At 43.9% G+C, this 19,971-nt stretch carries 19 protein-coding genes and 1 other RNA gene; 15 read left to right on the forward strand and 5 right to left on the reverse strand.

All coding sequences use genetic code 11. The features are described from left to right. Positions 1-7 precede the first annotated feature (7 nt). The 10 genes from radA (at position 8) to QBE54_RS03680 (ending at position 10,754) form a co-directional block, all read left to right on the forward strand. Positions 8-1,387 carry a DNA repair protein RadA gene (gene radA, locus QBE54_RS03635; RefSeq protein WP_369018994.1) on the forward strand — a complete coding sequence of 460 codons (1,380 nt, stop codon included), beginning with the start codon at positions 8-10 and terminating at the stop codon, positions 1,385-1,387. Positions 1,388-1,493: 106 nt separating this feature from the next. Beyond that, positions 1,494-2,540 carry a PIN/TRAM domain-containing protein gene (locus QBE54_RS03640; RefSeq protein WP_369018995.1) on the forward strand — a complete coding sequence of 349 codons (1,047 nt, stop codon included), beginning with the start codon at positions 1,494-1,496 and terminating at the stop codon, positions 2,538-2,540. Between the two features lie 15 nt (positions 2,541-2,555). Beyond that, entirely contained in the window at positions 2,556-3,254 is a 699-nt protein-coding gene (gene ispD / locus QBE54_RS03645) for a 2-C-methyl-D-erythritol 4-phosphate cytidylyltransferase (RefSeq protein ID WP_369018996.1), read from the forward strand. Positions 3,255-3,259: 5 nt separating this feature from the next. Further along, positions 3,260-3,736, forward strand: a complete 477-nt coding sequence (gene ispF, locus QBE54_RS03650) for a 2-C-methyl-D-erythritol 2,4-cyclodiphosphate synthase (RefSeq protein ID WP_369019386.1) — start codon at positions 3,260-3,262, stop codon at positions 3,734-3,736. Beyond that, entirely contained in the window at positions 3,700-4,461 is a 762-nt protein-coding gene (locus tag QBE54_RS03655) for a septal ring lytic transglycosylase RlpA family protein (protein ID WP_369018997.1), read from the forward strand. Before ispF ends, QBE54_RS03655 begins: the two co-directional genes overlap by 37 nt. Then, on the forward strand, positions 4,446-5,888 hold the full coding sequence (gene gltX, locus QBE54_RS03660; protein WP_369018998.1) for a glutamate--tRNA ligase: 1,443 nt from the start codon (positions 4,446-4,448) through the stop codon (positions 5,886-5,888). The genes QBE54_RS03655 and gltX overlap by 16 nt, the downstream gene beginning before the upstream one ends. Further along, complete coding sequence (gene cysS / locus QBE54_RS03665; RefSeq protein WP_369018999.1) at positions 5,888-7,327, forward strand: cysteine--tRNA ligase; 1,440 nt, start codon at positions 5,888-5,890, stop codon at positions 7,325-7,327. The genes gltX and cysS overlap by 1 nt, the downstream gene beginning before the upstream one ends. After that, a complete protein-coding gene (gene rlmB / locus QBE54_RS03670) occupies positions 7,327-8,079 on the forward strand; it encodes a 23S rRNA (guanosine(2251)-2'-O)-methyltransferase RlmB (RefSeq protein WP_369019000.1) in 753 nt (250 codons plus the stop codon). Before cysS ends, rlmB begins: the two co-directional genes overlap by 1 nt. Continuing rightward, positions 8,076-9,449, forward strand: coding sequence for a 23S rRNA (uracil(1939)-C(5))-methyltransferase RlmD (gene rlmD / locus QBE54_RS03675; protein WP_369019001.1), 1,374 nt, complete (start codon positions 8,076-8,078; stop codon positions 9,447-9,449). Before rlmB ends, rlmD begins: the two co-directional genes overlap by 4 nt. 93 nt (positions 9,450-9,542) lie before the next feature. After that, positions 9,543-10,754: a pyridoxal phosphate-dependent aminotransferase gene (locus QBE54_RS03680; protein ID WP_369019002.1), complete on the forward strand. Its 1,212-nt coding sequence runs from the start codon at positions 9,543-9,545 to the stop codon at positions 10,752-10,754. Positions 10,755-10,844: 90 nt separating this feature from the next. Here QBE54_RS03680 and QBE54_RS03685 read toward each other — a convergent pair whose 3' ends face one another. After that, positions 10,845-11,741: a DMT family transporter gene (locus QBE54_RS03685; protein ID WP_369019003.1), complete on the reverse strand. Its 897-nt coding sequence runs from the start codon at positions 11,739-11,741 to the stop codon at positions 10,845-10,847. A 310-nt stretch (positions 11,742-12,051) separates the two neighbouring features. On the opposite strand from QBE54_RS03685, the gene QBE54_RS03690 reads away from it, so the two are divergent. The 5 genes from QBE54_RS03690 (at position 12,052) to QBE54_RS03710 (ending at position 17,335) form a co-directional block, all read left to right on the forward strand. Then, positions 12,052-13,176, forward strand: coding sequence for a substrate-binding domain-containing protein (locus QBE54_RS03690; RefSeq protein ID WP_369019004.1), 1,125 nt, complete (start codon positions 12,052-12,054; stop codon positions 13,174-13,176). A gap of 18 nt (positions 13,177-13,194) precedes the next feature. Then, positions 13,195-14,289, forward strand: a complete 1,095-nt coding sequence (locus QBE54_RS03695) for a uroporphyrinogen decarboxylase family protein (protein WP_369019005.1) — start codon at positions 13,195-13,197, stop codon at positions 14,287-14,289. Between the two features lie 128 nt (positions 14,290-14,417). Beyond that, positions 14,418-15,416 (forward strand): substrate-binding domain-containing protein, encoded by a 999-nt coding sequence (locus tag QBE54_RS03700; RefSeq protein ID WP_369019006.1) that lies wholly within the window; start codon positions 14,418-14,420, stop codon positions 15,414-15,416. Beyond that, positions 15,417-16,247 carry an ATP-binding cassette domain-containing protein gene (locus QBE54_RS03705; protein WP_369019007.1) on the forward strand — a complete coding sequence of 277 codons (831 nt, stop codon included), beginning with the start codon at positions 15,417-15,419 and terminating at the stop codon, positions 16,245-16,247. A 92-nt stretch (positions 16,248-16,339) separates the two neighbouring features. Next, complete coding sequence (locus tag QBE54_RS03710; protein ID WP_369019008.1) at positions 16,340-17,335, forward strand: ABC transporter permease; 996 nt, start codon at positions 16,340-16,342, stop codon at positions 17,333-17,335. An 11-nt stretch (positions 17,336-17,346) separates the two neighbouring features. Here QBE54_RS03710 and rnpB read toward each other — a convergent pair. From rnpB to QBE54_RS03730, 4 genes are all read right to left on the reverse strand, one after another. Next, positions 17,347-17,704, reverse strand: an RNA gene (rnpB, locus tag QBE54_RS03715) — RNase P RNA component class A. Then, positions 17,698-18,153, reverse strand: a complete 456-nt coding sequence (locus QBE54_RS03720; protein ID WP_369019009.1) for a ribonuclease HI family protein — start codon at positions 18,151-18,153, stop codon at positions 17,698-17,700. The genes rnpB and QBE54_RS03720 overlap by 7 nt, the downstream gene beginning before the upstream one ends. After that, positions 18,125-18,844, reverse strand: coding sequence for a zinc ribbon domain-containing protein (locus tag QBE54_RS03725; RefSeq protein ID WP_369019010.1), 720 nt, complete (start codon positions 18,842-18,844; stop codon positions 18,125-18,127). The genes QBE54_RS03720 and QBE54_RS03725 overlap by 29 nt, the downstream gene beginning before the upstream one ends. Then, positions 18,837-19,961 carry a Nif3-like dinuclear metal center hexameric protein gene (locus QBE54_RS03730; protein WP_369019011.1) on the reverse strand — a complete coding sequence of 375 codons (1,125 nt, stop codon included), beginning with the start codon at positions 19,959-19,961 and terminating at the stop codon, positions 18,837-18,839. Before QBE54_RS03730 ends, QBE54_RS03725 begins: the two co-directional genes overlap by 8 nt. Positions 19,962-19,971 lie beyond the last annotated feature (10 nt).

The raw sequence follows: 19,971 nt of genomic DNA on the forward strand, positions 1-19,971 counted from the left end.
GTTAGGAATGGGTTATGTTTGTTCGCAATGTGGGTATTCCACTCCCAGTTGGCTGGGCAAGTGTCCCCAGTGTGGGGAGTGGAATACTTTTTTGCATAAAGAACAGGAAACGAGACCTCGCAACCATACTAAAGAGGTTTTTCGTAGTCACACTCAAGCAGTTTCCCTCTCGGAACTTTCGCATGAGGTAATTGAGGGAGCTCCACGCTTTAAAACGGGCTTGTCTGAAGTTGATAGGGTGTTGGGGGGAGGGGTTGTTGAAGGTTCTTTGGTTCTTTTAAGCGGTGACCCAGGAATTGGGAAGTCTACGCTACTTTTGAAAATTTCTCACGGCATAGCTTCTCGTGGTAAAAGGGTTCTTTATGTAAGCAGCGAAGAATCTGTTGCTCAACTTTTTCTCCGTATAAACAGGTTAAAAATTGATGCTCACCACAATTTGTTTCTTCTTTCCACAAACTGTGTAGAAGATATTTTTTCTGAAATAACACGTATTGGTCCGGATTTGGTGGTTGTTGATTCTATCCAAAATTTGGGATTTGCTGACCAAGAGTCTGCTGCGGGTAGTGTGAGTGTCTTAAGGGAGCTGAGTTCTCTGTTTATGAATGTTGCTAAACAGGAAAAGAGAGCTTTTTTCATGGTAGGACACGTTACTAAAGAAGGTGTGGTAGCTGGACCTAAAACCTTGGAACACCTGGTTGATGTTGTTCTCTATCTCGAGGGAGACCCGCACCTTGCTCTTCGCTTGTTAAGAAGCATAAAGAACCGTTTCGGACCTACCTGGGAGATTGGTATCTTAGAAATGGGTGAGGATGGCCTGAGAGATGTTGAGGACCCTTCCCACCTTTTTCTGGCTCCTTCAGATTTGGAGGGTTTGGGTAGTGTCCGCACCGTTCTGGTAGAGGGTAAGAGGCCTCTCATGGTGGAGATCCAATCCCTGGTAAATAATTCATATTTGGATTATCCAAGAAGGGTAGCGTTGGGTATAGAGTCAGCAAGGTTGTTCCTCATTGTGGCTATCCTGGAAAAGGTGGCTCGAATACGTTTTAGCAAATGTGATGTTTATGCAAGCGTTGTTGGAGGTATTCGCAGCTATGAGACAGCTATCGACCTGGCTCTCTGCTTTAGCTTGGCTTCCTCTAAACTGGAAAGACCGGTTTCCAGAGAGGTTGTCTTTATTGGTGAAGTTGGCTTAAGTGGCGAGATAAGGCCAATTCCTCTCCTTGAGTACCGCTTGCGAGAAGCTGCCCGGAGAGGAATTAAAAAGGCGGTTATTTCCCACTATGCTATTGTTAATGAGCGGGTTCTTTGTGATAAGTTTAAAGGTAATTTAGAGTTGAGTGGATATAAGAATATCTATGAAGCCTTGAAAATGGAAGGCCTGCTGTGATGCGGAGTATGCTGAGGAGATGTTATAATTGTCCGAGGAGGTGTTGCTGAATACCAGAACCACCTGCCTTTCAATTATTTCTTAATGGGAAAGGAAGTGAGGCGGTTTGTCAAAAGGTGATTTCATTACTGTGGTTGTGGCTTTTTTTGCTGTCTTTATTTTAGGGATTTTGATTTCAGGAACAGAAAGTGGCTTGGTTTGGGGAAGAATTTTAGGATGGTCTGTGGCGGTGGGGGTTTTAAGTCTGGTTGTAAAAAAGATATTTACTCCCTTTTTGGAACAGGATAGATGGAACGTGTTTGGATTTTTTAGTAAACTCCAGGCCATTGATTTCCTGGTGGGCTTTGTAGGTTTGATTGCAGGTCTTGTAATCGGAGTGTTGCTAACTTATCCCATGTCTTTTTTACCCTTTAAGAATCCTTATCTTCCCCTTGTAGTAACTGCTATTTGTGGCGTGCTGGGATTTTCTTTGTTTTTTTCTCGCAAGGAAGACATTGTAGCCGTTTTTACCGGCATACCTCGTATGAAACTGTTGCGTGGTCAAGCTACTTCTGCCAAGATTCTGGACACCAGTGTAATCGTAGATGGCAGGATTGCTGATATCTGTAAAACTGGTTTTCTGGAAGGTGAATTTCTTATACCTCGCTTTGTGTTGCGAGAATTGCAACAAATTGCGGATTCCCAGGACCCTCTCAAGAGAAACCGGGGCAGAAGAGGTCTGGATATTTTAAACAAAATCCGCAAGGATAAAAGAGTCAATGTAAGAATTATTGAGCGGGACTTCCCTGAAATTAGGGATGTCGACGCCAAGCTTGTCAAACTGGCTAAAGTATTGGGTGCCAAGGTGGTTACCAATGATTATAACCTTAATAAGATTGCTGAACTCGAGGGTGTTGAAGTGCTCAATATTAATGAGCTTTCTAATGCTTTGAAGCCCTACGTTTTGCCTGGCGAGGAATTAAAAGTCCAGGTCATTCGGGAAGGCAAGGAGGCAGATCAGGGTGTTGGATACCTGGACGATGGAACAATGGTGGTTGTTGAGGGAGGCAAAAGGTACATAAATAGTGTAGTTGACACTGTGGTAACCAGTGTTTTGCAAACTCCTGCAGGAAGAATGATTTTTGTTCGCCCTAAGGCATCCTCTAAAAACTAACTTGGAGTGAAAGCCTTGTTCTTTGCGGTTATTGTTGCAGCGGGCAAAGGAGAAAGAATGAACGTTGCCGTTCCAAAGCAGTATTTACCTCTTCTTGATAAACCGATAATTGCTCATACCATTGAGGCTTTTGAGCGTTCCCCTTTGATTCAGGAAATAGTAGTAGTGATTCACCCCGACCATGAGGATATTTTTGTTAAGAGGGTATTGGAGCAATTTTGTTTCAAGAAGTTTCGAAAGTATGTCTTTGGCGGCGATACCAGGCAAGAATCTGTGTATAGAGGGCTGGAAGTGTTGAGGGAGAGGAAAAAGGATTTCGTATTTATCCACGATGGGGTAAGGCCTTTTGTTACTGAATCTATAATAGAAAGATGTGCTGAAAGAGTTCAGGAAACCGAAGCTGTGTGTTGTGCAATTCCCTGTGTGGATACTGTAAAGTTTTCAGAAGATGGAAATACCATAGAGAAAACTCTGGACCGCAGGAAGATATGGCGTGCCCAGACGCCTCAGGTGTTCAGGGTTTCGCTAATTCTTGAGGCTATGGAGAAGGCCTTTCAGGATGGGTTTTATGGGACCGACGATTCTTCGCTGGTTGAGAGATTGGGGAAGAAAGTTGCTCTGGTTCTGGGTGCGGAAAACAACATTAAGATAACTACGCCTTTTGATTTCATAAGAGCAGAAGAAATACTGCGCTGGGAAAAGAGGATTTGCTGATGCAGATGCGGGTTGGGATTGGCTATGATATTCATCGCCTCGAAAAAGGGAGAGCGCTAATTTTGGGAGGAGTACACATTCCTTTTGAAAAAGGCTTGCTTGGGCACTCCGACGGAGACGTTCTTTGTCATGCTGTTATGGACAGTCTCCTGGGCGCCGCGGGTCTTCCAGATATTGGGTTCTGGTTTCCCCCTGGAGATCCACAGTTCAAGGATGTCTATAGTCTAAGGTTGCTCTATGAAGTGGGTAGAAAAATTCAGAATGCTGGTTGGCACATTGTTAATGTTGATACTGTGCTAATTGCTGAAAAACCCCGTTTACAGAGGTTTATCCCTTCCATTCGTGAGAAGGTAGCCGAGATGCTGAGTCTTGATGCAAGCAGGTTTAACGTTAAAGCTACCACCAACGAAGGAATTGGTGAATTGGGAAAGGGGGAGGCCATAAGTTGCTATGCGGTAAGTTTACTGGTAAGCGAGGATTAATTGTATTACCACTACTTTCGCTTTTTTGGTTTGCCTGGGTGGTGAGAGCGAACGCTCAACATGCTTTTTCAGTGGCCTGGGAAAGAAAAGCTTCGCATCTTTTTACGATAAAGATTAATGGTAGATTACTAATGCGAGTTCGTTCAGCAGGTAGCCATAAGAGTATTGAAGAGAGAGCACAGAATTTGGCTCTGAGGCTGGAGCATATCCTGGAAAGCACTTTTGACCAACCACCAGATTTTTATCTTCGGGTTGGTAATGCATCGGTAAAAGCCTTTTGCAACGGTGAAGAGCTTTTTGAAGTTTCAAGAGAAGATGCCCGGCTTAATAACTCTAATCCTCTGGATTTGGCAGCACTTTGGCTTAATAATTTTCAAATGGAGTTTTATCGCCTAAGGGGCTATTACTATAATCCAACCGGAAAGGTCATTACTGGCTTTGCCTCATGGTATGGACCCCGTTTTAAGAACAGAACAACTTCGTCGGGGGAAGTATTTAATCCCTATGCATTTACCTGTGCGCACCGTGAGTTCCCTTTTAACACTGTCTTACTGGTTACCAATCTTGCTAATGGCAAACAAGTTGTGGTAAGAGTTAACGATCGTGGTCCGGCACGAAAAAACAGGATAATTGATTTGTCCATGATTGCAGCGAGGACCATTGGTCTTTTACGAGACGGGGTTGAGAAAGTGAAGGTGGAGGTGGTCAATTGGCCAGCACAGTAAGGACCCGTTTTGCGCCCAGTCCAACTGGTTTTCTCCACATAGGCGGTGCCAGGACTGCTGCTTTTAACTGGGCTTTTGCCAAAAGGAACAAAGGTATTTTTGTTTTGCGCATCGAAGATACCGACCGCGAACGTTCTCAAAGAGCTTACGAAGAAGCTATTCTCAGAGATTTGAAATGGTTAGGTATAAGCTGGGATGAAGGTCCAGATATTAATAGCGCCTCTTTTGGTCCCTACCGACAATCGGAGCGCATGGATCTTTACAAGAAGTATTTTGACCTGCTTCGTGCCAGGAATGTCTTGTATCCCTGTTACTGCAGTAAGGAGGAACTGGAAGCAGAGAGGAGGTCTCTGCTTAGACAGGGCAAACCACCTCGCTATTCAGGGAAATGTTTTTATCTATCTGAAGAGGAAAGGAAAGAAAAGGAACGTTCTGGTGTAATTCCTTCCTGGCGTTTCAGGATACCACACGGCAAAAGTATCGTTTTGCAAGATTTGATAAGGGGTGAGGTTAGGTTTCAGAGTGAAGCTATTGGTGACTTTATAGTTTGGAGATCTGATGGATGGCCCACTTATAATTTTGCTTGTGTAGTTGATGATGCTTTGATGAGGATTACCCATGTTATCCGGGGAGAAGAACATTTGCCCAATACCCCTTATCAGTTGCTTCTTTACCAGCTCTTGGATTGGGAACCACCTCAGTTTGCTCATGTTCCTATAATCCTGGATGAAAACAGATCCAAGCTTAGCAAAAGGAGAAAAAGTGTAAATATCAGTGAGCTTCGTGAGCAGGGCTTCTTGCCACAGGCGATTCTTAACTTTCTTTTTCTGCTTGGCCATTCTTTTCCAGATGGTCGCGAATTGGTTCCTTACCAGGAATTACCGGGACTTTTCTCTATGGAGAGAATTGCCCGCTCCAGCGCTGTGTTTGATTCTAAGAAGCTTATCTGGATAAATGCCAGTTATCTCAGAATGATGGATGCTGAAGAAATAAAAACTGGTTTAAAGGAGTTGTTTTCGGCGGAGGAAATTGAGCGCTGGGAGAAAGAGGCTGGTGGTTCACTTAGGATGGCTAAAATTTTGAAGTTGGCCTCTGAAGAAGCAAACACATTAAGGGATGTAGGTGAAAGAATTCAGAAGATTCTGTTTTTTAAGTTTTCGGTTGCGGATGGGGAGGAAAAGGAGATTGTTAAACTCTTTTGTTCTGCCTTACCTGGGTTGCCTGTAAATTGCTGGGAAAACGAGGAAGCAATGCGCAATCTCTTGAAAAAGATTCAAAAAGAGAGCGGATTTTCGGCTAAAAGGTTTTTTCAGACCCTGCGTATGGCGCTCATGGGTTGCAAAGAGGGTCCAGGGTTGGATGCTTTATTGGTTGCACTTGGTAGGGATAAGGTATATGAAAAACTCTGTGGACAGGGGAGGATTTGATGAGTTTGGAGATACGTCTTTTTAACACCCTTTCCAGAAGCAAAGAAAAGTTCACTCTTTCCGATAAGGACTGGGTGGGATTTTATGTTTGTGGTCCAACTGTATATGACTACATTCATATAGGTAATGCCCGGGTTTTTGTGGTGTTCGATTCCTTGAGACGGTTTTTACGAGAAGTGGGCTATAAAGTTGTTTTTGTGCAGAATTTTACTGATGTAGATGACAAGATTATCAACAAGGCCAATCAACTGAAAGTCTCTTTTATGGAAGTTGCGGATCGTTTTATAAACGAATACTGGAAAGATGCTGATGCTTTGGGAATCCAGAGAGGGGACTATCATCCTCGAGCTACCGAGCATATCGATGAGATTATCAACCTAATCAGGATTCTCGAAGAAAAAGGGTTTACCTATCTTGTAGAGGGAGATGTGCTTTTTGATGTTTCACGCTTCCCAGAATATGGAAAATTATCTGGTAAAAACTTGGATGAGCTTATAGAGGGAGCAAGGGTGGAGGCACGTTATAGGAAAAGAAACCCAGCGGATTTTGTTCTCTGGAAAGCAGCAAAACCCGGGGAACCCTTCTGGGAAAGCCCCTGGGGGAGAGGAAGACCCGGGTGGCACATAGAGTGTTCAGCCATGTCGATGAAGTATCTGGGTCCTACTCTGGATATTCACGCTGGAGGAGCTGATCTGGTGTTTCCACATCATGAGAATGAAATTGCCCAGAGTGAAGCGGCTACGGGCAAACCCTTTGCTCGTTATTTCTTGCACAATGGGTATTTGACTATTGGGAGCCAGAAAATGTCCAAGTCCCTGGGCAATATAATTAAAGTTCGTGACCTCTTAAAAGCGCATTCTCCCCAAGTGCTCAGGATAGCTCTTTTTGGGGCTCATTATCGTAGTCCCCTGAGCATGGATGACACTACGCTTGATAATGCCAGGGGTTTTCTTAGTAGAATAAAGAACTTTTTGCGTAATTTCTTCTTTATCAAGAGAAATGAATATCGCATCACTCACGAGGAAAATAGAGAAGTGCTTTTACGGGTTGAGGATTTTAAGATGCGCTTTTTTAATGCTCTTGCCGACGATTTCAATACTCCACAAGCCTTGGGTATTATTGGCGAGTTTGTGCGGTTTGCCAATGAGTATTTACATCCTTCACGGAGAAAGTGGGATGTTGGCGTGCTCAATGCGATGGAAGTTTTTCTGCAGTCAGTAGATAGAATACTGGGTATAATACCTCTGAATTTAATGGATGAGGAGGACAGAGAAGTTATAGAATTGGTTTCTAAACGAGAGGAAGCGAGAAAGGAAAAGAAGTGGCAGGAAGCTGACGCAATAAGAGCGATTTTGAAAGAGAAGGGATTTGTGCTTGAAGATACACCCCTGGGGACAAGATGGTATCGTGTCGATGAAAGCGCTTCGGAGGAGTCCTGATGGGAAAAGTTATTTATGGTCGTCATGCGGTTCTGCAAGCTCTTAATAATCCCCATCGTAGCTTTGAAAAACTGATTTTGTATCGAGGGGTGCAGGGTGAATCCATAGGGAAGATACTGGCTCGTGCTCAGGCAATGGGAATTGCAATTGAAGTAGTTGAAGATAAAAGGGTTTTTGAGCGCTGGGTTGGGAAGGGCAAAGTTGCTCATCAGGGAGTTCTCCTGTTGACTCGTTTGGAAGAACAGTTTACCTGGAGAGATATACTGGAGCAGGTCAGTGGCGACAGAGGCGCCATCGTTGCTTTTCTGGATAGGATTGAAGACCCTCGCAATCTGGGGGCTCTGGTCCGCACTGCTGCTTTTTTTGGAGCCAGAGGAGTTCTTGTTAGCAAAGCTCAGACGGCTCCTCTTAATTCCAGTGCGCTTAAAGCAGCGGCAGGAGGGTTTGAAGTTCTACCCGTGGTTCAAGTCAATAATTTTGCGGGAGTTATCAAAGAGTTTAAAGAGGCAGGGGTTTTTATGGTTGGACTGGAGGTGGGGGAGGGTCAGCCTCTCTGGGATATTGACGTGCGGGAAGTACCGGTGGCGCTGGTGGTGGGAGGAGAAGATAAGGGTATACGAAAGCTGGTTCGTTCTCAATGTGATTTTTTAGCTTTCATTCCTTCAGGAGGTAAACTTGCTTCTCTCAATGTTTCTGTGGCCTTTGGGATAGGCATGTATCACCTTTTCAAGCAGAAGAGGTGCTTACAGTGAAGCCTGCAAAAGGAGAAATATTTGAAGGAAAAGTGGTGGATTTTGCACTTCCGGAGAGTCAAGGGGTTTTGAAAAGAGATGGGTTTGTGGTTTTTGTTGGTGGTGTAATTCCTGGTGATGTATGTCGCGTGAAGATTGTTAAGGTAAAGAACAACTTTGCACTTGGCGAACTTGTAGAGCTGATTGAGCCTGCTGAAGGTAGAGTCGAACCTGTCTGTCCCCATTTCGAAGAAGGATGTGGGGGCTGTAGTTTGCAATTTCTAAGTTACCCTCAACAGTTGGCTTTTAAGGAAAAAAGCGCTTTTGACGCTTTGCAACGGGTAGGTAAAATCAGCAGAGAAGAAATAGATTATGAAGGGTTTTTCCCTTCGCCTAAAGTGTTTGGCTATCGGAACAAGATGGAGTTCAACTTTGGTCCTTCTCAAGAGGGAAAACTTGCTCTGGGTTTACATCCCAAGAAACGATACTGGGAAGTTCTCGATTTGAAAGTTTGTTATCTAATGGACCACGAGAAAACCGCTCAATTACTGGACTTTTTCCGCGACTTTGCAGTTCGTAACCAGCTCAGCGGGTATGATCCGGTTAAAAAAGAAGGCTTTCTGCGTAATTTGCTTATTCGCCGCTCTGAGTCTGAAGCAGAATTTATCGTTGGTTTGGCATCCAGGGAGGGAGCGATTCCGAAAACGGAGGAATTAATTCGAGAATTGAAGTCTCTCGTTCCTTCAGTACAGGGGTTGGTCCATATTATCAATAATGCGCCAGCGAGTGCTTTAATCTTTGAGAAAAAGCAGCTTCTTTTTGGCAGGGATTTTTTTTACGAACGCATTGGCTCAATACGCTATAAGGTGTCCATTGAGAGCTTTTTTCAGGTTAATTCCCCTGGTTGTTATCTGCTTTATGAAAAGGTGAAAGAATATGCCCAGCTGGACCGCAGGCAAAAGGTACTTGACCTTTACTGTGGAAGTGGAGGAATCGGTCTTTACCTCGCCGACAGTGCATCGAGCGTGTTAGGAGTGGAAGAAAACCCTAAGGCAGTTGAAGATGCCAAGCACAATGCCTGGTTGAATGGGCTGGATAACTTTATCTGTGTTTCGGGGCGAGTAGAAAAAATGCTTAGCAGCCTTTCTTCTCAGAAATTTGATTGTGTGGTTCTGGATCCACCTCGTGCGGGTCTTGATAAAAAAGCAGTGAAAAAAGTCGTCGCACTTGGTGTGCCTTTGATAGTTTATGTTTCCTGTAATATTGGTACCTTCGCCCGCGATGTGCTTTTCTTTAGAGAGGGTGGTTACCAGCTTAAGAAAATTTGTTTTATCGACCTTTTCCCTCATACCCCGCATTTTGAAACTGTGGCTCTTTTGCTCAAAGCCTGAAGTGGCAACAAATTTTGTTTCTTTTAGTGAAAAAATATTGCAAAAAGCAGATGTAATGCATTAAAGTATTACCAACAGGCAGAGGTGATAACAATGAAGGTTATCGAAAAAATTAAAAAGGGAAGCAATCTTAAAGCTTTTATAGCTAATAGAGTTTTTCAGCTTCGCGGAGAAGGAGCGTTTGAAGTCCTGGCTCAGGTTACCGAACTGGAGAAACAGGGCAAAAAAATAATTCACCTGGAAATTGGGCAACCAGACTTTGATACTCCTTACAATGTTAAGCAAACAGCTATTCAGGCCATACAGGAGGGGCACACGTATTACGTACCTTCAGCAGGTATAGCAGATTTAAGAAAAGCGGTATGTGAGTATATGAAGAGGACCAGAAATATTGAAGTAACACCTGAAGAAGTTGTTATTATGCCAGGTGCAAAACCAGTGATTTTCTTGAGTTTTTTGATGCTTCTTGAGGAAGGGGACGAGGTTATTTATCCAGACCCGGGTTTTCCAGCTTATCGTTCGATAATCGATTTTGTCGGTGCCAAAGCAGTTCCCCTTAAGCTAAGGGAAGAAGACGGGTTTAGGGTTAACCCCGATGAAATGAGAAAATTGATTACTGGCCGCACAAAAATGATTGTTTTAAATTCTCCTCATAATCCTACTGGTTCTGTGTTAACCGAAGAGGAAATGGGAGCTATAGCCCGAATTGCACAAGAAGAGGATCTGTTGGTTTTTACTGATGAAGTCTACAGTGAGATTGTTTATGGCAGAAGGCATGTTAGCATTCTGGAATTTCCTGGAATGCGAGAGCGAACCGTAGTGCTTGATGCCTTTTCCAAAAGCTTTGCAATGACTGGCTGGAGATTGGGATATGCTGTTTTACCCAAGGAATGGGCGGAGTATCTAACCTTGCTGGCTACTAATTCTTACTCCTGCACCTGTACCTTTACACAAATGGCGGGAGTGGAGGCTCTGCTTCGTGGTGACGAAGCAGTAAAGGCTATGGTTTCCGAATTTAAGCAGAGAAGAGACTTCTTGATAGAACGTTTGCAGGATATTAAGGGTTTGAGCTTTGTTAGGCCTGAAGGTGCATTTTACTTTTTCCCAAATATTCGTAGTTTTGGCTTAAGCTCTAAGGAGATGTCGCAGTATCTACTTGAAGAGGCTGGAGTGGCTCTTCTTCCGGGCACCTGTTTTGGAGATTTTGGCGAAGGGTATTTGAGGATTTCTTATTCCAATTCCCTTGAGAACATTGCGGAAGCTATGGATCGCATTGATAGAGCCTTGCAGAAACTTCGTATTTAGGAGGAAGGAATATGAGGTTGATTTTGACCAATTTCAAGCGAAGAGGGCAGCTGTTGAGCAAAGGAGAAGAGCAGGCGTTGTTGCAAAAAATTATAGACCTCCTTTATGCTGAAGGGCTTGAGTTTGACCTGAAGGTTGAAGACATTGAAAGCGGTGAATAAATGTTCTGGACATCTCACAACTCAGAATGCCCCCCAGTATTAATACACACCCCGCTATAGTGCGGGGTGTGAACCTTTCTCCCCAGAGAAGACTTGCAAAAAGAGCGGCAAATACTGGCTCAGAAGCGAAAATAAGCGCCACGTGAGTTGAGGGTGTATGCTTCTGAGCTATCTTTTGAACAATAAAAGCCATTGCTGTAGCAACTATTCCCAAAAATATGACCGCAAGTGGTTGCGCGAGAAATATTGTGGTAATACTGCCGGTGGTTGTGTTGAATAAGATGCCCAGACTTAAGACAGTCACGATGCTGAATTCCCCAAACGCCATGGAAAAACCGTTTGCTTTACTGGCAAATTTTTCGACCAATACTATTTGTAAAGCGTAAGCGGATGCTCCAAGCAGAGTTAAGATATCTCCTCGCAACCAGGGTTCGCTCTGGTTGGTGGCCAGCTCTTGAGGAGTGAGAATTAAAAATAGTCCCAGAGTTGAAAGGGCTACTCCAAAGTAAACGTGAAGCGAGGGTTTGCTTTTTAGTATTATCCAGGATATAAAAGGCACCAGAATAACACTGAGACCCGTTATAAATCCAGACCGGGCAGGAGTAGTGAAAACCAATCCCCAGGACTGAAAAGAGTAGCCGGCGAAGAGAAAAATGCCTGGCAAGAGCCCTCTTTGAAAGCTTTTGAACTCAAACTTTAACTTCGAAAACAGAAGAAGTGTGAAAAGAGCTGCGACAAGGAATCTTCCAAAAAGTATTTCGGCAACGTGAAAATTAGCAAGTAAATTTTTCATCATCACGAAGGTTACGCCCCATATGGCGCTCACACTGAGTAAGCTCAGATCTGAGAGTAGTGTTAAAATTCTTTTTTTTGTTTTTAGTTTACTTTGATGTTGCATATCAGTTTTTTCGCCGCACATGGGTCAAGTTATGTAAATTATATCTGAAATGTCTGTTTAGAGGCAGTGGAAAGCTATTCCCAAAAAATTGATGATCCTTGATGCTTTTGGAAAGTTGCTACTAATTGAATGCGCAAAATTTATAGTTTAGCTGGTTGACTTTAGTGCAAAGTTTTCTTACACTGATTAAAAGTAAAAATTTTTGTCGAAAGTAATCCTGAAAAAAGGATTTTGCCGGATGTCTAAAAGAGTCACTCTCAAGGATATAGCTGTTGAACTGGGAATTTCTCTGGCTACGGTTAGCAGAGCCCTCAATGGAAAGGGAAGAATCAGTAAAGATTTGCGCAAAAAGATTATCGAGAAAGCAAAGGAGTTGGGGTACCTTGCCCCCAGAGCGCTGTCTTATAACCGTAAGCTGGACAAGAAGATGGTTGTTCTTTTCCCTCAGGATGCTTATTTTTGGAGTGCTGTAGAGAATGGGGTCTTTGATGCAATTACTTTTTTGAAAGAATTGGGTATGGAATTCGAAGTATATCGTACCAAAGGCCACAACCTATCTGAACAGAATCTGATTCTGGAAAATCTTTTGGAAAAACAAAAGTTTGATGCCTTGCTGATAGTGCCTTCGGATCTCACTAAACTCGATTATTTTATAAATGCTTTCCATATAAGGGGAATCAAAGTTGCTACCTTTAACGTGGATGCTCCTTTCAGCAAAAGGCTTTTCTATGTTGGTCAGGATTACTATGTTGCAGGAAGAATGGCAGGGAAACTTTTTGGGTTATTTCTGGGTAGCAGGAAGGGCAGAATTTGCACTGTAACCACTAATAAGCAGGCTCCTTCTCATGTTATGAGATGGCAGGGTCTCACCGATTTCATTAATGAAAATAACTTACCCTACGATGCTTCCTGGGTGGTTGAGGTAAAAGACGAGGAAGAAGCTTTTGAAGTGACTGGTAAATACCTGGTTGATGAGGAAGGCATTGCTGGTGTTTTTATGAGTACTGCTTTTGGTAACTATGGAGTTGGTAGAGCTCTGCAACAGGTAAAACCCAGGAAGGAAGTGGTGGTCATCGGTAATGACCTTTCTGAAGAGTGGAAACCGTTCCTGGAAGCAAATCTGATTAACTGTTCTCTTTATCAATTTCCATATTTGCAAGGGTTTTTGGGAGTTGTTTTTTTGGCTCTATGTCTTGCCGAGGATTTTTCTCTGGATGTGGAGGTAATCAATTTACCAGTAGTTCCCCTTTTTCCGGAAAGCGTGAAAGGTTTTGCTCTGGAAGATTTTGAGAAGTTACTTTCTAAGCTTGTTTTGTGGAACAGGGAGTGTTTATTATTTCCCTCTTTTGAGGCTTTAGGCTAGTAAATGGAGGTTATGAGTTTGCTTCCCAAAGAACGAGTATTGATTGCTCTTTCTCATCAGGAACCTGACCGAGTACCTATTCAGGCCAGCTTTACTCCCGAGTTTGCTTTGCGGTTGGAACAATACTTGGGATTGCAACCTTCTTCTACTGTGAATCCCCATGGGGGAGAAGAGCATTTTCTGGAAGGAATTCTCGAGCTTGACATCATTCAGTATGCGGTAGGAATAGCTAATTCTTACTATTTAAGTGATGAAGAGGAATACGTTTGTGAGTGGGGAATTCGCTGGAAGCGTGTTCCCTATGATACACCATTTGGACGTGGTCATTACACAGAGATTGTCGAGCATCCCCTTGCTGAAGATTCAGCAATTAGACACTATGTGCCTCCTGACCCCTGGCGAGAAGAACTTTATATACCCCTCCGCAGCATAAGGGAAAGATTTGGTAAAGAGTATTTCATTTTAGGAGTAACAGTATGCACTATCTTTGAAGGAGCTTGGTATTTGAGGGGCATGGATAAATTACTCATGGACATGGTTTTGGATGAAGAAAAAGCTAATGCGGTCCTTGATATTCCGTTCCATTTTCACCTTGTAGCGGCTAAGAAACTGGTTGAAGAAGGCGTGGATGGCATCTGGTTGGGAGATGATGTGGGTACGCAAAAGGGAATGATGATCTCTCCAGAACTGTGGCGTAAATACCTGAAGCCTCGCATGGCAACCCTTTGCCAGGAATTAAAGAAGCTCAATCCAAACCTCAAAATTGCTTATCACAGCGACGGCAACATTTATCCCATAATTGATGAACTGGTAGAAATTGGGATAGATGTACTCAATCCAGTACAGCCCCGGGCTATGGACCCTGCGCATCTTAAAAGGAGATATGGTAAAAGGCTTGCTTTTTGGGGAACCATTGATGAGCAGTACACGCTTCCTTTTGGTACTCCAGATGAGGTAAGGAACGAAGTAGTAGAGAGGCTGAGAACAGTGGCCCCAGGAGGGGGCTTTATCATAGCGCCTACCCACCATGTACAGCTGGATACCCCACTTGAGAATTTCTTTGCCTTTCTGGAGACTGCTAAGAAAGTGGGAAAGTATCCCATTGAGGTTTAAAGGGAGGTGATGGATTTCTTCGAAGGTGGTAAACAGTCAATGTCTGCATGTTGAGCGTGTTTTGGTGTTGAGTTGTCTGTTGGTGTTCGATTGAGAGTTGGTTAAAGTTTGAAAGGAGGGTTTAGATAATGAAAAAAGTTATTCTTCTGGGAGTAGGAATTCTGCTGTTGGTTACCTTTTTAGTGTTGGTAGGAAGCCCTGCTTTTGCAGAGGGAAAGCGCTTCGAAGGGATAAGAATTCGTTTCTTCTGTGGTGGACCTCCGGGTGGTCCTTTTGCAAGTGTTGTGTATCGTGGTGCCAAAGCAGCCGAGGAAGATCTGGGTTGTACTGTTGAGTATGTGTTTTCCGATTGGGATCCCGAAAAGATGGTGAATCAGTTTAAAGAAGCTATTGCCTCTAAACCAGATGGTATAGCTATCATGGGTCACCCAGGTGACGATGCATTGGATCCCCTGATCGACCAGGCCTTTGAACAAGGTATTATCGTGACTTCTCAGAACACCACGCTTCCCAAGGCTGAAGCTAAGTATAAGGCTCGCGGTTTTGGTTATGTTGGTCAAGAGCTTTACGAATCTGGTTATATGCTTGGTAAAAGTGCTGTAGAAATGTTTGGTCTTAAAGAGGGAGATCGAGCTATGGTTTGGGGATTACTTTCGCAGCCTACTCGAGGTTTGCGGACTAAGGGAGTTATCGATGCGTTGAAGGAGAAAGGACTGGTTGTTGATTATCTTGAAATTTCTCCTGAAGTAAATGCTGAAGCTCCGCTGGGTGTTCCCGTGTTCACTGGTTATGTATCTTCGCATCCTGACGTAAAACTGGTAGTGACTGATCACGGAGCTCTTACTGCCACCATGGAAACTTTCTTCCGGGCGGCAGGCTTAGGACCTGATGATGTGGTTGGTGCTGGGTTTGATCTTTCGCCAGCCACTTTGGAGGCTATCCGCGGTGGATATACAGATTTGGTTCTGGATCAACAACAGTTCTTGCAAGGATATCTCCCTGTTTTGCAGCTCTGCATGAGTATAAAATATAAATTCTCAGGTTTGCATATTGATACCGGTTCGGGTTTAATTCATGCTGGTAACGTTGAAGAAATTGCACCTTTAGTGGAGGAGGGAATCCGTTAATTGGCTGAGAATTCTCACCTGGTTTCCATGGTAAATATTTGCAAGTCTTTTGGCCACGTGGAGGTTTTACGTAACGTGAACTTCCACGTGGGCTACAATGAAATAGTAGGACTTCTTGGTGACAACGGAGCTGGTAAGTCAACCCTCATAAAAATTCTTACTGGAGTCCACAGGCCGGATTCAGGAGAGATCTACTGGAAGGGCCAGAAGCTGGAGAATTATTCAGTAGCCAAAGCTCGAGATCTGGGAATTGAGACCGTATTTCAAGAAAGAGCTCTTTGTGAACAACATACCCTGTGGAGAAACATCTTCATGGGCAGAGAAATCGTTAACCAGCTTGGCGTAGTGGATATTAAAAAAGAAAAAGAAGAAACTGAGCGCATTATGCGTCAGTACATGGGATTTACCTCTGCAGCGTTGAGTGTGGACTCGGTAGTTGGTACCCTTTCAGGAGGAGAAAAACAGGGTGTGGCTATAGCTCGAGCCCTCTATTTCAAAGCCGATCTCATCATTCTGGATGAGCCCACCACTGGTCTCTCTCTTTCTGAAACCCAGAAAGTGCTGGGCTTTGTACAGCAGATTAAGGAACAAGGAAAATCAGCCATTTTCATCACTCACAACATCTACCACGTTTACCCGGTGGCAGATAGAATTGTGATTCTGGACCGGGGAAGAGTAGTAGGAGAATTTCTCAAGAAAGACATCTCTCTTGAAGAACTGGTCAATCGCCTTTACCTGGTTGCAAAAACCGGCAAACTTAATGGTGATATAACTGAGGACCATCCTCCTGAGAGAACCGAGGGTAATGACTTACAGCATTTGATGCCTTAGTAAGTGCTTAAAAGAAATGGCTCCCATTTTTGGGAGCCATTTCTTTTAAGCGAGGTAATTTCCTGATTGATAATAGATTGGGGGGGAAGAGCATGGCAAAATCTACTTCTCGTCAGCTTGAGGCGAGAGGAAAGAATAGAAGCTTTACTTACGAGCATCGTTCTCAATTGGGGGCAGGAGCTGTCCTGGCTGCTGTGCTAATTTTGTTCATTATTGGCAGCCCTCAAACTTTTCTCTCTTCAAAGATTTATCTTGCTTTTATGTCTACGCTGCCTTTTTCAGCGATTATGGCACTTGCTTTGACCCTGGTAGTCATCAGTGGAGAGATGGATCTTTCTTTTCCCGCCATCATGGGCTTTTGCGGATTTGTTTTTACCATGGTTTTTCATGCTTCTCAAAGCTTTATTATTGCCTTGCTGGTATCTCTTCTGGTGGGTTTAGGAGCAGGTGCTCTGAATGGTCTTTTGATAGTGGGGCTGGGACTACCCTCTCTGGTTACTACCATTGGTACTCAGTTTTTCTGGGCAGGTCTTACACAGGTTCTAAGTGGTGGACTGGGCAAAACTCTGGTTCCTACTAAAGGGAGTTTTCTTTTCAACCTTTTGGTAGGCAGAGTAGGGGGAAAATTTCCTATGCAAACCTTGTGGGCAGTAATAATCGGCGTGATTATTTGGTTTGTTTTGAATCGTCACAGATTGGGAGCGCATATATATTTTGTTGGAGATAATCCCCATAGCGCCCGGGTCATGGGTGTTAATGTAGAGAGAGTCAAGCTTATTGTCTTTACTCAAATGGGTCTTTTCTCGGCTTTTGCCGGTATCTTGGCCAGCTTGGAAGTTCTCTATTTCTGGCCTACTCTTGGGCAGGGTTACCTCTTAAAAACCATCGCTGCTGTGTTTTTAGGGGGAACGCCTGTGGAGGGCGGAATAGGTACAGTTTTTGGCACTTTTATTGGAGCTGTGGTTATTGGGATGCTGGAAGCAGGAATTATTGCAATGGGTATGACGGGGTTCTGGACGCAGCTTATTTACGGTCTCATTATTGTTGTTTCTATCGCTTTGCATTCTGCTATCCGCAGGAGAGAGTAAATAACAAGGAATGGGAAGGTAAACCTGTAAGCCGAGTTCTGTATTCCTTCCCCTTAGGGAAGGAATGGCAACCATCTATCTGGGGAAGCGGTTACCCGCTTCCTCAAGCGGCCAACCCGAAGGTCAGCGAGCAGCCTCATCCCTTCCTATTTGGCCTTGCTCCGGGTAGGGTTTGCCAGGCACGCCGGTCACCCGACGTCCGGTGGGCTCTTACCCCACCTTTTCACCCTTGCCTCCAGGTGGAGGCGGTATGTTCTCTGTGGCACTTTCCTGGGGTTACCCCCACTGGGCGTTACCCAGTACCCTGCTCTATGGAGCTCGGACTTTCCTCAGGAGGGTTTTTCCTCCCGCGGTTGCCCGGTTTACCTCCCCACTTGTGGTAACTTTATTTTATTTGCAATTATTCCCGAGGCAAGCGAATCCGTGTGTTTATTTTGTTCCCGTGGTATGTGAAATATTTTGAAACTGTCGAAACATGCGATGAGTCGTTGTGCTTTCTGGTAAAGGGGTTTTAGATTAGGTGAGCTTACTCTGTATTTTCCCTGAATTTGCTGTACCAGGAGTAAGCTATCCGAGAAGACCGTTATGCGAGAAAGCTTTAAGGCCTTTGCCCTTTCGAGGAGTTTTATTAAGCCCCAGTATTCGGCAGCGTTGTTTGTAGAACGACCCAGATAACCAGCTTCTTCAAAAATGATTTTCCCCTGCGGATTACAAATGCAAAAAGCATAGGAACTTTCGCCGGGATTGCCTTTTGATGCACCATCCGTGAAGGCAAATACTTCTTTGTCTTTAGGGTTTAGGTAGAAGAAGTCTTCCACAGTTGGGGCACCGTACTATTTCTTTTTTGCGAACCTGTTTGGCGACTATGGTTGGTACTTGCAGGTTGCAACCCTCGCATATACCCTGGTTCAGCTCGACGATTACTGGTTCAACGGAGCTGGAAATTATTTCCTGATAGCTTGACAGGATTTCTTTGGGGAGAAGGTCAAGGATTTTCTGTCTCTCAGAAGAAAGAGATTCTTCTTCGCTTCTTAAGTGGGCAATTTCTTTTTCCAGCTTTTCCAGTGCTGCTTCGATTTCGGAACTTTTTTCTGAAAGGAGTTTTTTTTCTTTCTGAAATTCTTTTTGTAGTACTTCGATTTTTTCCATTCTTTGAAGAGTTTCTTCTTCCAGCTCAGACTGTTGTTTTTCCAGCTTTTCCATGGATTTTTCCCATTGAGTTAGTTCTTTAGCAGAAGTTATTTCTCCACTGTACAGCTTTTCCCTGGTAGACTTAAGTTTTTCTTCAGTTTCCTTTAATTCCAGTTCCCAGCGGTGAAGCTCTATTTTTTCTTTTTCAAGGTTTTTTTGCTTATGTTCAACTTGAGATTTGAGATTTGAAAGCTCTTGCTGCAAGCTCTTTAATTCCTGATCTTTGCGTTTAATCTTTTTCTCTACTTGCTTGATTGAAGAGTCAAGCTTTCTTAACAGAGAGAGTTTTTCGACGTTATTCATGTTTGCTTTATTCATCGTGATAACGGTTCTCGCTTTCAAAAGTTACTTTTAATCCTTTTTCCATAGCTTGCTTTCGAATCAAATTGGTCACCGACTGCATAGCAATCCTTTCGCCCCGGCCATGAGGAAGCTGAATAAAGCTTATGTTTTTGATTTTAAGCTCTTCTATATCGTGGTGAGAAAGGTCTCCGCTTATGAAAAGGTCCACCTTTTCACTGTGAAGGCTGTTTAGGAGCGACTTTCCGCTTCCTGGCAGTATGGCTATTTTAGCAATATTTTCACATTTTTTTGAATAGGGTTTTTGGACCAGGACCTTCTCGTTAATGAGGCGTTCTATTTTCATGCTTATGACTTTAAGCGAGACTGGATTCTCAAGCTCTATAAGCCTTCCTAAACCTGTATCAGGCCTGGCAAAGGGGAGGAGGGGATAAACATCGACAGCTGGCTCCTCGTAAGGATGAGCTACGAATATAGCATGCAGCACTTCTGTGAGCAAGTTTTCCTCAACCCTCACTTCGAAACGCAGTTCACGCACTTTTTCATGATTACCCGCTTTACCTATAAAGGGATTGGCACCTTTTTGGGGGGTAAAAGTGCCAGTGCCTTCTGTGTAGAAACTGCACTCGCTGTAATTACCAATTATACCGGCTCCAGCCTGGAAAGCCGCTTTGGCTACTCTATCAAGGTGTTCTTGAGGTACAAAGGTGGTTATCTTAAGGTACTGTTTGTTCGTTTTGCTGGGGAAAAGGGGTTTCTTCTTTCCTCGCAGCTCGAGAAGTTCTACCCACTGATCGGCTATCCCCCCTGGAGCACAATCCAAGTTGGTGTGGTGGCTCAATACGGTTACTCCATTTTGATAAAGCTTGAGTAACATCGAGACGTGAGGATTTTCAGCGTCAAGCATTTTAATTGGATTCCAGATTGGAGGATGATGGAGATAGAGTAGGCCATATCCTTCTTTCACGACTGTCTGAACTAAGGAAGGACTCAGCTCCAGAGCTACCAGTGCTTTTTCTATGGGTTGGGATAAAGGGACTGGTTTAACAAGTAAACCTATGGGGTCGTTTTCGAGGGAAAATTCTGGAGGAAAGAGTTCTTCCAAGAAAGCTACTACTTTAAAAAGTGGTTCCATTCATGCCTCC

The organism is Thermatribacter velox (genome assembly GCF_038396615.1).
GTDB lineage: Bacteria > Atribacterota > Atribacteria > Atribacterales > Thermatribacteraceae > Thermatribacter > Thermatribacter velox.